The organism is Carnobacterium sp. CS13 (assembly GCF_016653495.1).
Lineage (GTDB): Bacteria > Bacillota > Bacilli > Lactobacillales > Carnobacteriaceae > Carnobacterium_A > Carnobacterium_A antarcticum.
This window is the reverse complement of the sequence record NZ_CP067364.1, coordinates 1244462-1258176: the sequence shown is the minus strand read 5'-3', so window position 1 is coordinate 1258176 and position 13715 is coordinate 1244462. Positions and strand designations below refer to the sequence as shown.

Annotated in this window: 15 protein-coding genes; 1 reads left to right on the top strand and 14 read right to left on the bottom strand. The window is 37.6% G+C overall.

Annotation, left to right across the window (positions count from 1 at the left end; translation table 11 throughout):
• Position 1: 1 nt before the first annotated feature.
• The 11 genes from glyQ to JHE06_RS06055 all read right to left on the bottom strand — a co-directional run bounded on the left by glyQ (position 2) and on the right by JHE06_RS06055 (position 9120).
• Entirely contained in the window at positions 2 to 913 is a 912-nt protein-coding gene (gene glyQ / locus JHE06_RS06105) for a glycine--tRNA ligase subunit alpha (RefSeq protein ID WP_058918559.1), read from the bottom strand.
• Between the two features lie 315 nt (positions 914 to 1228).
• A complete protein-coding gene (gene recO / locus JHE06_RS06100; protein ID WP_058918558.1) occupies positions 1229 to 2023 on the bottom strand; it encodes a DNA repair protein RecO in 795 nt (264 codons plus the stop codon).
• 85 nt (positions 2024 to 2108) lie between these two features.
• Complete coding sequence (gene era, locus JHE06_RS06095; RefSeq protein ID WP_201089869.1) at positions 2109 to 3017, bottom strand: GTPase Era; 909 nt, start codon at positions 3015 to 3017, stop codon at positions 2109 to 2111.
• Entirely contained in the window at positions 3017 to 3427 is a 411-nt protein-coding gene (locus JHE06_RS06090; protein WP_058918556.1) for a cytidine deaminase, read from the bottom strand. The genes era and JHE06_RS06090 overlap by 1 nt, the downstream gene beginning before the upstream one ends.
• Before the next feature lie 14 nt (positions 3428 to 3441).
• Complete coding sequence (locus tag JHE06_RS06085; protein ID WP_236253555.1) at positions 3442 to 3837, bottom strand: diacylglycerol kinase; 396 nt, start codon at positions 3835 to 3837, stop codon at positions 3442 to 3444.
• A complete protein-coding gene (gene ybeY / locus JHE06_RS06080) occupies positions 3821 to 4297 on the bottom strand; it encodes an rRNA maturation RNase YbeY (protein WP_201089865.1) in 477 nt (158 codons plus the stop codon). The genes JHE06_RS06085 and ybeY overlap by 17 nt, the downstream gene beginning before the upstream one ends.
• A 25-nt stretch (positions 4298 to 4322) precedes the next feature.
• Positions 4323 to 6542: an HD family phosphohydrolase gene (locus JHE06_RS06075; RefSeq protein ID WP_201089864.1), complete on the bottom strand. Its 2220-nt coding sequence runs from the start codon at positions 6540 to 6542 to the stop codon at positions 4323 to 4325.
• Between the two features lie 32 nt (positions 6543 to 6574).
• Positions 6575 to 7573 carry a PhoH family protein gene (locus JHE06_RS06070; RefSeq protein ID WP_442861672.1) on the bottom strand — a complete coding sequence of 333 codons (999 nt, stop codon included), beginning with the start codon at positions 7571 to 7573 and terminating at the stop codon, positions 6575 to 6577.
• Between the two features lie 205 nt (positions 7574 to 7778).
• Entirely contained in the window at positions 7779 to 8222 is a 444-nt protein-coding gene (locus JHE06_RS06065; RefSeq protein WP_058918551.1) for a GatB/YqeY domain-containing protein, read from the bottom strand.
• Positions 8223 to 8257: 35 nt separating this feature from the next.
• Positions 8258 to 8431, bottom strand: coding sequence for a 30S ribosomal protein S21 (gene rpsU, locus JHE06_RS06060; RefSeq protein WP_034550187.1), 174 nt, complete (start codon positions 8429 to 8431; stop codon positions 8258 to 8260).
• A gap of 260 nt (positions 8432 to 8691) precedes the next feature.
• A complete protein-coding gene (locus JHE06_RS06055; protein WP_058918550.1) occupies positions 8692 to 9120 on the bottom strand; it encodes a Fur family transcriptional regulator in 429 nt (142 codons plus the stop codon).
• A 203-nt stretch (positions 9121 to 9323) separates the two neighbouring features.
• Here JHE06_RS06055 and JHE06_RS06050 point away from each other — a divergent pair, with 203 nt between their 5' ends.
• Complete coding sequence (locus JHE06_RS06050) at positions 9324 to 10154, top strand: pyruvate, water dikinase regulatory protein (RefSeq protein ID WP_058918549.1); 831 nt, start codon at positions 9324 to 9326, stop codon at positions 10152 to 10154.
• 95 nt (positions 10155 to 10249) lie between these two features.
• Here JHE06_RS06050 and JHE06_RS12315 read toward each other — a convergent pair whose 3' ends face one another.
• The 3 genes from JHE06_RS12315 to JHE06_RS06035 all read right to left on the bottom strand — a co-directional run bounded on the left by JHE06_RS12315 (position 10250) and on the right by JHE06_RS06035 (position 13685).
• Positions 10250 to 11080, bottom strand: coding sequence for a TPM domain-containing protein (locus JHE06_RS12315; RefSeq protein ID WP_257721137.1), 831 nt, complete (start codon positions 11078 to 11080; stop codon positions 10250 to 10252).
• 33 nt (positions 11081 to 11113) lie between these two features.
• A complete protein-coding gene (locus tag JHE06_RS06040; RefSeq protein WP_058918548.1) occupies positions 11114 to 11680 on the bottom strand; it encodes a LemA family protein in 567 nt (188 codons plus the stop codon).
• Between the two features lie 151 nt (positions 11681 to 11831).
• The gene (locus tag JHE06_RS06035) at positions 11832 to 13685 is read right to left on the bottom strand and encodes a DUF2207 domain-containing protein (RefSeq protein WP_058918547.1); all 1854 of its coding nucleotides are present in this window, start codon (positions 13683 to 13685) and stop codon (positions 11832 to 11834) included.
• Positions 13686 to 13715: the final 30 nt, after the last annotated feature.

The following is a 13715-nucleotide window of genomic DNA, read 5'->3' as shown; positions in this document are numbered from 1 at the left end:
CTTACTTTACCTCCTCAGTTGTAGCCTGGTTATCTCGAAGCAAAGGAAAACCAAGTTTTTCACGTTCTGCTACAAAAGCACGGGCAATAGCGCGTGCCATCTTACGAATGCGGGCTAGGTAACCAGCTCGTTCCGTTACAGAAACGGCTCCTCTAGCATCAAGCAAGTTAAACGTATGGCTGCATTTTAATACGTAATCATATGCTGGATGTACCAAGCCTGCTTCAATCTGGATCGTCGCTTCTTTTTCGTATTCATCAAATAACATCAACAGCATTTCTTGATTGCTGTTTTCAAAAGCATAGGTTGAATGTTCGTACTCAGGTTGAATGAAAATTTCTCCATATTTTACACCTTTCGTCCATTCGATATCGTATACACTGTCTACTTCTTGGATATAAGAAGCCAAACGTTCTAAACCATACGTAATTTCGCTGGTTACAGGATAACAATCTAGTCCTCCGACTTGCTGGAAGTAAGTGAACTGTGTAATTTCCATTCCATCTAACCAAACTTCCCAACCTAAACCAGCACAACCCATTGAAGGATTTTCCCAGTTGTCTTCAACAAAACGAATATCATGTTTTAATGGATCAATTCCTAATAAAACCAAGCTTTCTAAGTAAAGTTCTTGAATATTTTCAGGTGAAGGTTTCATGACAACTTGAAATTGGTGGTGTTGAAATAAACGATTAGGGTTTTCGCCGTAACGGCCATCAGCTGGACGTCTGGATGGTTCTACATATGCTGCATTCCATGGTTCTGGCCCAATGGCTCTTAAAAAAGTATAAGGACTCATGGTGCCGGCGCCTTTTTCCGTGTCATAAGATTGCATTAATAAACAACCTTTATCAGACCAATAATTTTGCAATGTTAAAATGATTTCTTGAAAAGTTAATTTTTCTTGATTCATCTCACTCACTCCTTTAGTTTTTATGCCTTTTTAAGTTAAAATAAACAAAAAAGTCCCTATGCTGACGTTTAGATCAGCATAGGGACGATTTATCATCGCGGTTCCACCCTAATTCTAGCTTCGTTAAAAACTAGCATCTTTGTTGGACAGCTCAAGAATGCCTTTCAAAATCTCTTCTATCTTTGGCTCACACTATCCCAAATTCGCTGAATTAGATTACGAGAAATCTACTTTTATTTCTTTCAACACTGTTTATTTAATTAAACTCATCATATCCTTTGAAGGAAGCACTTGTCAATCTTTTTTTCAAGCCATTCAGTCAGTTTCGGGAGGATCCGTGCGTTTTTCGGTAAGCATGTTTCCCCATGTGTGCATTTGATCAATAAATCGTTTGCTTTTTAATTTTATCCCAACCGATTCATCGTAAATCATATCCAAAACCGTCCGAATCTCACGTTTTGTTTCATCTTTTACATTAATGGTCCCTAATTTATCCATTGACACAACCGAAAAGAGCCTTAGGAAGTAAATAGCTCTTTGACTGGCGTGATAGCGGTGCTGATCTAACCCCCAATGTTCGCGGCAAAGCAATCCGCCGTAACTGCCTGAATAATCAAAAGGCCCTGTTGTATTGCCGCAGATACGACAGCCCCGCCATTCAGGAGCCACACCAAAATAAGGTAGCACTTGAACTTCAAAAATATTTACTAAAATTTCGGGATCGGTACCTTCGTCAATTTCAAACAGCAGTTGTTTGATCTTATGAAAGAGTGTTGGATCTGGTCGACCATCTTCAAGAGCAGCATCCGCTAAACTTAAGATATAGGTTGCATAAGCATTTAAAAAGATATCCGTGTGCAAATGATTTAAATGAACCAAGTCTTTAGCATCGCGGATAAAACAAAGTCCTTCGTCTTTGATATCGGCAATATAGGTAGCGGTAGTGAAGGGTAAAACAGCTGCTTTTAACTTGCTGTTGGCCTTTCTGGTTCCTTTAATGAAAAACATGCGTTTGCCATAGCGTTCTGTAAAAATTTTGACTAAACGATCATTTTCCCGGTAATTGCGTGCAGAAATGACGATACCTTCTGTATCTTGTAACTCAGCCACTCCTAGACCTCCTTTCATTAAAAAACAGGATAGAAAAGAAAACCTCACCAAAGTGAGATTTTCTTAGTTCAATACATCCGGTTGATCAATAATCGTCTTTGCGGTAACCAAAATCTTGTAAATTGGTTTGACGGTCACGCCAGTCTTTTTGTACTTTGACCCAAAGATCTAAATAGATTTTGTCTCCTAAAAGAACTTCGATATCGCGACGAGCACGGATTCCAATGTCTTTTAACATCTTCCCGCCTTTTCCAATGATGATGCCCTTTTGGCTCGAACGCTCAACAATAATGGCTGCATGAACTTGGACTTTACCCAGTTCATTTCGTTGCATACTTTCTACAACAACAGCAACTGAATGCGGCACTTCTTCCCGAGTCAATTGCAAAACTTTTTCGCGAATCAATTCTGAGACAATAAAATACTCAGGGTGATCCGTTACTTGATCTTCAGGATAAAATTGCGGTCCTTCAGGCAAATAATTTGTAACTTCTGAAAGCAACGTGTCAACGTTATTTCCTTCAGTAGCGGAGATCGGTACGATTTGTGCAAAATCCATTTGAGTTCTATAATCGTCAATAATTTCAAGCAACTTATCAGGATGGATCTCATCAATTTTATTAATAAGCAAGAATACTGGAGTATGAACGTCTTTTAACTTGTCAATAATAAAATTGTCTCCTGGACCACGTTTCTCAGCCGCATTTACCATGAAAAGAATGGTATCGACCCCTTTAAAACTGCTTAATGCTGATTCTACCATGAAGTCGCCTAAACGGTGTTTTGGTTTATGAATTCCTGGTGTATCTATAAAAATAATTTGTGAATCTTCTGTGGTATAGATTCCTTGAATTTTATTACGAGTTGTTTGAGCTTTATCGCTCATAATCGCAATTTTTTGGCCGACGATCCGGTTTAATAACGTTGATTTCCCGACATTTGGACGCCCGACAATCGAGACGAAGCCCGATTTGTGTTCAATTGTATTTTTCATTAATTCATATCCTCCGATCGAAACGCTCCCGGTAAAAGTTCTTTAACAGTAGTTTCGAATTTATCGCCTTTTGTATTGGTCAACAATACAGGCATATCTGGCTCAAAAAATTCTACCATAACTTGACGGCAAGCGCCACAAGGAGAAATAGGATCTTCCGTTCCGCCTGTAACCACTAAATAATCAAATTGTTTCTTTCCTTCAGAGACAGCTTTGAAAATAGCCGTTCTTTCGGCACAATTAGAAAGTCCAAATGAAGCATTCTCAATGTTGCATCCGTTATAAATTTCTCCATCACTCGTTAACAGGGATGCCCCAACTGGAAAATGAGAATAAGGTACATAAGCTTTTTCCAACATTTTTGTAGCACCGTCAATCAGTTTTTCTGTCATAACTTGGTTTAGTTTCATATTTTCATTCTCCTTTAGAATAGTAGTTTCCAAATCTTCGGCAATAACACAATTAAAGCTACGATAACCGCAAAACCTGCAGTTATTAAAACCGCAGCTGCGGCCATATCTTTTGCTTTCTTCGCAAGCGGGTGGAAATGGTTATCCGTAACAAGATCGACCACATTTTCAATGATCGTATTCAATACTTCTATAACCAATACCAAAAAAATGCTTAAAATCATCCACAGCCATTCTGATGGTTGCAAATGAAGAAAAAGGCAAGCGATCAAAACAAACGTTCCTAAAAAAACATGAGTTCGCATATTGCGCTCTTCTTGAAAGACTGTTTGAACACCTTTAAAAGCATATTTAAAAGAGTCGATAAACCGTGAGTTTTTCCAATTCTGCTTATTATCTTTCAAGTCCATATGCATCCAATATCTCTTTCTGCATACCAAACATCACTTTTTCTTCTTCTGGTTCCATGTGGTCGTAACCATTTAAATGTAAAAAACCATGAAGAGCAAGAAAGCCAAGTTCACGATCAAAGGAATGACCGTATTCTACTGCTTGGTCTGCTGTTTTTTCAATTGAGATGATAATATCTCCTATATTATTAGGGACAATACCTTCAAAACCGGCTAAGCTCATTGAAAAATCATCTTCGACTTCATCTTCAAGCGCAAAACTGATGACATCTGTTGGTTGATCCTTAAAGCGGTACTCACGATTGATTTCTTGTATTCTTTGATTATCGACAAACAGAACCGACATTTCAGTATTTTCAGCTAAATGGATGTGTTTTCCTGCAAATTCAAGCAAAGAATGAACCAACTCTTGCTGCTCTTTCGTTACTTTATCCGTTTCATCGAATAAATCTATTTCCATAAATTAAACGGTCCCTTCTAATTGTTTATTCAGTCACTTTTAAATCGGTTTTTTTTTTAAAATTTGGATACTCAATTCTTGAATGAAACGTTCCATTCAACCCTTCACAAATAGAATGCTCAACAATTTTTAATTCTTTCATCGAAATATCGCATTCATCAAATTGCCCATCCGCGATCCGACCGTTAATAAGTTGGTGAATGAATTCTTCAATGGCTTTTTTAGAAGGGTTTGACATGGAGCGTACAGCTGCTTCCGCGCTGTCAGCAATGGTAATAACTGCTGCTTCTTTTGTTTGCGGTTTAGGGCCTGGGTACCTAAAGTCGCTTTCTTTTACCTCAGGATCCAGTTCTTTGGCTTTGATGTAAAAAAACTTCATTAAAGTTGTTCCATGATGCTGTGCGCAAATATCAATGATGGTTTGAGGCATTTTAGCTTCTTCTAACATTTTTATACCTTCACTCACATGGCCGAAAATAATCTCTTTGCTTTCAAATGGTGTTAATAAGTCATGTGGATTCTCCATCCCGGGAGACAAGTTTTCTACAAAGAAAAGGGAATGCCTTAGTTTTCCAACATCATGATAATAACAAGCAACTCTGGCAAATAATGAATCTCCTCCAATAGCACCTACTGCATTAGCGCTTAAATTTGCTACCATTAAACTATGGTGATAAGTTCCCGGGGCTTTTGTGACCAACTCTTTAAGTAAAGGGCTATTTGGATTCTCTAACTCTGTTAACGTCAATACCGCATTCTCTTCAAAAAGAACTTCCACATAAGGCGAAAGGATCACGGCTAGGAAATAAGAAAGCAGTCCGCCTGCTAAAGCAAATGCCACCATCAAAAGCGATTTTTTAGTAAAGAACGGCATATTTAAGTATAAAATAAACGAACTGATAAATAATGCATTAAATAACGTTGTCCAAATGAATGTATTCCAGAATTGACTAGCAATTCTTTTTCGTGTGATCATCGTACCCATCATTCCGCTTAATAAATAAAACAACGCTAAAACAATACTGAAGCTTGTCCCAGTATCAGCTTTAAAAATAAAAACTGAAAAGGCAGCTAAAAATCCATTGGAAACAATCCCGTAGCGTCTAGAAATAAAAGCCGTTAATAACACTGGCGCTAAAGCTGTAGGATACAATAAACTTACATTGCTGATATCAGCATTTTGCATTAATTGTAAACCTTTCAAGATCAGTAAAGCTCCAATCATTGTGAAAGCATATAATGTGATTTCATGACCTTGTTTTACTGAAGGATCTTTTTTAGATTTCCCTAGATAGAATAAGACCAAGGCCTGAGCTAAAATCAGCAAAGCCAGCCCGTAAATCATTTGATAAGAAGGTTTAGCGTCTAGTAGTCCCAATAATTTCATTTGGTGCATGGCGTTGCTATCAACCACATGTCCTTCTTGAACAATAACCTGCCCTTGCAGTATCAAAGCCGGTTGGACATTGGCACTTGCTGCTTTCCGCTGCTCTTGAGTGGCTTTTTCATTGTAAATATTATTTTCTACAATGGTATTATCAATAATCAAACTTGCGATTCTTTGATCATTGGTTGTTAGATCCCAATAATCTAAACGTGTGCTTGATTCTTGTTTAACTTTGCTAAGTTCATCAAGTTTGATCGGCTTTGACATTGACTCTGAAACAATATCAGTAGTCGCGTCTTCTATTTGTTTTCTAACGGTTTCAGAGGCATCTAAAAGGTCGAGAATGACCCATTCAGGCAAGCTCTGAATAAAAGTTTTGGTAGCATCATCGATTGCGATCAGCTTTTCGTTAAATAAACTCAATTTCTCTTGCGGCGTTAAGCGCGTTACCTCTGCCTCCGAGGCTTTATCCTCTTTCTTCTTAGCTTCGAGAGCAGCTTTTTCTTTAGACAGTTTCTCTTGATACTGTTCGTCTGCTAATTTATTCACGTCTTCAATAGCAGCGAACAACAATTGGATTTTCTCTGTTTGGATTCCATTCAGATCGGCATTATAAGAAAAAACTGGAGTAACGTTGTCTGCAGCAATTTGTCGATTTTCTTCTGTTTTTTCAGTATCTTCAACAGTCGTTTGAGCCCGAATGGTTTCTTCAGCTACTTGATACAAATGGATTTTCAAAGCTTTAGGCTTAACGTTGCTGAACATAATAAAGAAAAGAAAGGCAGAAAAAAGAATAAGAACAAACGGGATATAAGTTTTCCCCATTCTTTTTTGCACATTGGTTAAATGACCCTTCATTTATTCACATCCTAGCTCAAATTATTCACCGGTTATTCTGTTGAATCTTTTTGGCTTAATAAAGCTTCTTCCTTTTCTGCACTGTAAGCTTCGATAATACTTGCCACTACGGGGTGTCTTACAACATCTTTTGAATCAAAGTAAACAAAATCAATGTTTTTAACATTGCGTAAAATTTTTTCAGCATGGATCAACCCGCTTTGGGCTCCTCTTGGCAAATCAATTTGTGTGACATCACCATTGATGATCATCTTAGACCCAAAACCTAAACGAGTTAAAAACATTTTCATTTGAGAGATTGTTGTATTTTGAGCTTCATCTAAAATGACAAAAGCATCATCTAGCGTCCGACCGCGCATATAAGCGAGTGGAGCAATTTCAATGACTCCACGATCCATCAAACGTGCCGTATGTTCTATACCAAAAAGGCTATAAAGCGCATCGTAGATTGGTCTCAAATAAGGATCGACTTTTTCTTTCAAATCACCGGGTAAAAAGCCTAAATTTTCACCAGCTTCAACGGCTGGACGAGTTAAAATAATTTTTTTAACTTCCCCTTTTTTCAAAGCAGCAATAGCCATCACTACGGCCAAATAAGTTTTACCTGTTCCAGCAGGTCCGATACCAAAAACGATATCGTGTTTTTTTACTGATTGAACGTATTCTCTTTGGCCAAAATTTTTAGCACGAATAGGCTTTCCAGTAAAGTCTTTTCCAATTTCTTCTTCGTACATACTGATAAAATAATTTAAGGTACCGTTTTGAGCCATCTTGATTGCGGTAACGACATCGGTTTGACTGATACGGATGCCACGTTCGAATAATTCCTGTAATTGGGTCAAAATTTTTTCCGTTAAATTAGCTTGTTTTTCAGTGCCAATGATTTCTACTCGATCACCTCGGCTATTGATGACCACTTCCATTGACTCTTCAAGCAATTTCAAGTGTTTGTCTTGAGCGCCAAATAAAGCACCCGCACTATCAGGATTTTTCAATTGAAAATCATTGGTTTCGTTCGTTAACTTGGTCAAACAACCGACACTCCTTCATTGTGAGTTTATTTATCAAAATAATAACTTGTTTTATGTTTAAACAGAGGATTAACTGCTGTTCTTAAAGCGTATTCTTATTTTAGCATAATTAAACTGCTTCTGCGTGTTTTGGTTTCTTTTTATCATTTTTTTACATAAAAAAAGATAAAAGCCAAGGACGTATCCTTTGCTTTTATCTATCGAATTAGTTTAACTGTTCTTTAACTAGACGATTGATCTCATTTCCGTCTGCTTTACCTTTGGTTAAAGGCATAACAGCACCCATAACTTTACCGAAGTCTTTCATGGATGTAGCATTCACTTTCGCTATGGCTTCTGTAACAATCGCTTTTAGTTCTTCTTCAGTAAACTGTTGAGGTAAATATTTTTCAACTAAAGTGATGGCTCTTTGTGTCTGTTCAACCAAATCTTCGCGATTGGCATTTTGAAATTCAACAAGAGATTCACGACGTTGTTTCATTTCGCGAGAAAGAACTGTTAGTTCTTCATCCTCACTCAATTCATTACCTGTTTTAATTTGTTCGTTTTGTAATGCAGCTTTTAACATGCGCAGGACACCTAAAGTTTCTTTATCTTTAGCTTTCATGGCTGTTTTGACATCTTGATTTATGGTTGTTAGAAGTGACAAGACTTTCTCACCCTCAATTCTTCTGCGTTATCTGATTAGAACTTACGTTTTCTAGCCGCCTCAGATTTCTTCTTACGTTTCACACTTGGTTTTTCGTAGAATTCGCGTTTACGGGCTTCTTGCAAAGTACCAGTTTTTGAAACGGTGCGTTTGAAGCGACGAAGAGCATCATCAAGAGATTCATTTTTCTTAATAACTGTTTTTGACATAGTAAATTCCCTCCCTCCGTGCTTGTAAAAGTAACCGTTATTTCTTATACAAAATAAAGAAACTTGTATAAATAAGAACTGTCCTTCTTTATTATATCGAATGTATTTTTTTACGTCAATAAGGTATTTGTTTTTTATTCGAAAAACAGTGAAACGTTTTAGAAAAAAACGTTGGGATAGCTATGACAAATCACGGTAAATAACGATTAGCAAGCTCTAAAAAGAGAAAAACACTTTTATGAATAAAATGCTGGAAATTTTTATTTAGGCCTCTTTTTCGAACATTTTTCGCATTTCCCAAAAATCTCAAAGCGATGAGAATCAATTTCGCAACCCGTCAATTGTTCTTCAAAAAAATTCATAGGACACATTTCAATATTTTTTGTCATTCCACATGTTGTACAAATAAAGTGATGGTGGTGACCTTCATGCATACATCCAAAGCGGAACATTTTCTCACCATTTAATTCTGTTTCTTCGAGCACGTCTAAACCGACAAAAGTATAAAGATTACGATAAATGGTATCATAACTGATTGTAGGATAACTTTCTTTTAAGAGGACGTGCACATCTTTAGCAGGCAGATAACGATTTTCATTTGCAAAAATGGACAGTATTTGTTCACGTTTATCAGTATATTTATATCCGTTTTTTTTCAATGTTTCAATAGCTTTTTCAACAGCAGTCATATCTATTCTTCGTCTCCTTTAAATCATTCACTGATTATCGTCTATTATAACGCATTTTAAAGATATTAAGCAAGGCAGCTGTTCTCTCTTGGTTCCCGCTGTTTTTCTGTTAACAAGTCAGGTATAATGAATGTGACGGATATTCAGAACGTAACGCAATTGGTTTTTACCGTTAGCTGTATCGTTCAGAAAAGAGGGGAAAAATGACGGAAAATGAAGAAATCAATATCTATATCATTTCGGACTCTGTTGGTGGAACTGCTAATACATTAGGTAGAGCAGCAATGGCTCAATTTCCAGAAGTTAATGCAAATGTATCTGCTTATCCTTTTATTCGAGGAGAAGATACACTAGTATCAATATTGGAAAAAGCACATAAAGATAATGCTTTAATTCTTCATACGCTTATCTCCAATAATTTAAACGACATTGTAGCTAAATTCTGTCAAGAGCACAAGTTATTTTGTTTCGATATCTTAAATCCGGTTGTGCAAGAAATTGAGCATCGTTCTCATCAGCAAGCTTTAAAAAAACCAGGAGCCTTACATCAGTTAGATGACAGTTACTTTAATCGCATCAGCGCAATTGAATTCGCTGTAAAGTATGACGACGGTCGTGATCCTAATGGTTTTTTGGAAGCAGATATTGTGATTTTGGGAATTTCAAGAACTTCAAAGACACCTTTGAGTATGTTTTTAGCCAACCAAAACTATAAAGTGGCCAATCTTCCACTCGTTCCGGAAGCTCACATTCCTGATTTATTGTGGCAAGTTGACCCTAAAAAAATAGTTGGGTTAACCAATGACCGAAAAATTTTAAACTCTATTCGGCGCGAGCGAATGATTGCTTATGGATTAAATCCTGAAACAGCTTACTCAAGAATCGACCGGATTGACGAAGAACTGGCTTTCGCTAAAGAATTGTATGAAAAATTGGGTTGTCTGGTAATCAACGTTGCTACTAAATCTATTGAGGAAACAGCTGCTATTATCGTTAACACCTTAGAGATTAATCACAACAAACAGGATTTCTGATCCTTAATGCTATGCTAAAAAAAGACACCAACCCTCGTTATGAGAGCTGGTGTCTTTTGATGTTTAGTCATTGTTTCTGATATTTAAAGTTAGTATTAGAATCCTCGGCTTGAGCCGCCTCCGCCGGATCTACCTCCGCCGCCGAAGCCGCCGCCTCCTCCAAAGCCGCCACCGCCACCGAAACCACCGCGGTTGCTTCCTCCAGCGGACATGCCGATAAGGAAAGGCAAGATGCTGCTAGAACGTCGTCCACCGGGACCGCCTTTGCCGCCACCGCCACCAAAAAAACTACTTGCAAAAAAGAAAACGATTAAAATGATAATAACAGGAGAAAAACTTGTTCCGCCATCATCGTATTGTGACTCATCAACTTGATGTCCCGAAAAAATCACATCATTGTCGAATTGGTATTCTTTATTTACTTTGATAGCTGTTTCAGTAAATATATTTTTTAAAGCTGTATCGAACTGATTGTTTTTTAAGTCTTCAATATTTCGATCTAAGATAGCTCCTGTGCCACTGTCTGTTAGTGCCCCTTCTAAGCCATATCCAACTTCAAACCGAATTTCACGTTCTTGAGCAGACATTAAAACCAATACGCCATTATCTAATTTCTTTCCACCTATACCCCATTTTTCGAATAACTCTACCGCATACTCATCAATTGATACGCCTTCTAGACTATCGACTGTCGCTACTACGACTTGAGGTTGTTCAGTAGTATCCTCATAATGTTTGTTCACATCTATAATCAACTTTTCGGTCTCAGGAGAAAGAAGATCAGCTTCATCATACACATAGAATTCAGTAGAAGGATCTGGGTAATTAGGAGCTGCGTGGACGTTAAGCGGAGTGAAGTAAAGAAACATTAGGCCGCACGCAATCACAAAGCGAAAAATCAGGCTGCTTTTCCAGATTCTTTTCACACATGTTCCTCCTTTAATAAAAATATTCGTTGATTAATCAAAGTTTACTTCAGGAGCTGTCTCAGCGCCCTCTACAGCTTTAAAATAAGGTTTCTTTTCAAATCCGGTCATACTTGCGATGATTGAACCCGGGAAGCGTCTAACACGATTATTGTATCCTTGAACGGCTTCATTGTAGCGTTGTCTTTCAACGGCAACTCGGTTTTCAGTTCCAGCTAGTTCGTCCATCAAAGCTGTAACATTTTCATTAGACTTTAGTTCAGGATAATTCTCTACGACAACTAACAATCTTGATAAAGCTGAACTCATTTCGTTGTTAGCATCGATTTTTTCTTCTACAGTATCAGCCCCGCCTAACTGAGCACGTGCATCAGCAATATCTCCAAAAACAGCTTGTTCTTGATTCATTGCGCCTTTAACGGAGTTAACCAAGTTAGGAATCAAGTCGTTCCGACGCTGCAACTGAGATTCCACTTGTGACCAAGCTACGTCTACATTACTTTCTTCTTGTATCAAACCGTTATACGAACTGACAAACGGAACGACTAAAATAAGTAACGCGATGACAACACCTATGATTATTTTAACACTTTTTTTCATCTTCTATTCCTTCTTTCTGTTGACTATTTATGAGTGTATTAGCGAATAAATATCATTTTACTCTACCTCATCATAACTTAAGTTTACCTCAAAACAAATAAAAAGGTATGAGACTTAAGTAGGAAAAAAATTATTTTACTGTTTCATCGGTTTAGAAAGCTCCGCCGCCGGAACCTCCGCCGCCGCCGCCCGATGATCCGCTACTGAATCCTCCGCCAGATCCGCTGCCGCTGCTTGCATTGTTGATCGCATGACCCACAGCATGATTAAAACTACTTTCAAAACTAGTCTGAAATGCAGAGGAAGAAAAAGTTGAGCCGTAAAGATAATAATGGCCAACATTCATTGTACCGATATCTTCTTTAGGAAATTGAATTTTTAAAGCTTTGATAACTTTTTTGGAAACTCCTAAAGAAATAGCATAAACCAGAAAATGGTCCCATAAAACCAGGGAAGCTACTTCTGCCATATTCAAATTACTGACATCTTGCAACATTTTCTTAAAGGCTTTCCACTCTTTATCCGCTCGTTTTCCTGCTGTTGTTCTGAGTGGCAAGACACCAATCCATTGAAAAAGACTGATGATAAAACAACCTACGGTAATAATTAGTGGCCCACCATAAAAAGCATCAGACACGCCCATGACGATCAAGGCAGCCAGGCTTGTTGCAAACAATAATACACTTGTTAAGACGGTGATTCCTAGAGCACGTGCATTGTAAGTAGAAAGATAACCTAATTCATCTGCTTTATTTTTGACCATACCTTGCCATTTTTGATAAGCTTCGTTAAATTTCTTAGCTTTTGCAGGATTTTTTTTGCCATAGTCTTCAATTGTTTGCAAACTAACTTCTTTTCCATTTCCAATAACTTTTAAAAGCCACTTCATTGCATATCTCTCATGTGGCAGCAAAGAAAGTGTGTCGGAGTGCGGAAGACGGGTAATCAGGAAAGTTGATTCTTTTATTTCTTTTCCCTTTTTATCTTTTTTATTCATTTCTGTCAAATAAATTTGTTTTTTTCGAACCAAATCCATAATTGTTGCCGTTAAATCCACTGGACGTGGTTTCTGGTTGTTAGTTGCACTGTACATGACAGCCGGTGTGATATCTGCCGGCAATTCATAAAGATGAGTGGGCAAAAAGATGTCTTCTTGCTTTTCTTTTCTTGCTAAAATCCTTATCCAAACCATTCCACCAATCAAACTTACAACGGATAAAACACTCAAGATAATAACTACCCAAAAAATACGCATTCTTTTAGCGTTGGCTTCATTTGCCAATTGTTGTTCCTGCGCCATAATGGATGCTAAAGCTTTTTGGTCTTTTGTATTGGGGTTAAGCGGTGTTACATATGTCGGAAAGACAAGATGTGCTTCGATAAACTGATGACTTGGATTGGAGGCAACCGTTAAATGTACAGTCTGATTATTTTTAATGTCTAAAGACCCAGTCAATGTCCCATGAGCCCAAGCCTTCAGTTCTTTATCTGCTACTGCTTGCGGCAAATGGATAACGATTTCCACATTTTCCAATGTGTCGTCCCAACCTCCACCGATTACTTTATGATTAAACTCTGCTGTATCAAGATAGTTGACAATCATTTCAGGAACTTTATATTTATAATGAACTGTTTTTTCTCTATTTTTACCTGGTTGATAAACTGTGAAATTCAAGAAATCTATTCCTTCACTCAATGTAAACGTTCCAGGTGATTGGGAAGAATTCAGTTTAAATGGCTGAGATTCTCTTCCATTTTCATCTGCTACAGTCACTTCAATATCTGTGGGTTGCTGATAGCCAGCATAGTCTAGAGTGTACAAGAAACCATTAAAAGCTCCATCAAAATCGTACGTTATTGCATGGTCAAAGACTGCAGTACCATTTTCTAAAATCGAAACGTCTACTTTATAGGCTTCAATAGAATAATCTGCCGCTGCTGCTTTGACTGGCCAACAGAAAAATAACAGTAATAGAAATAGGCTGCTGCCTATCTTTCTCTTCATTTTTTTCCTCCTCCTTTCCTTTTTTTCTCT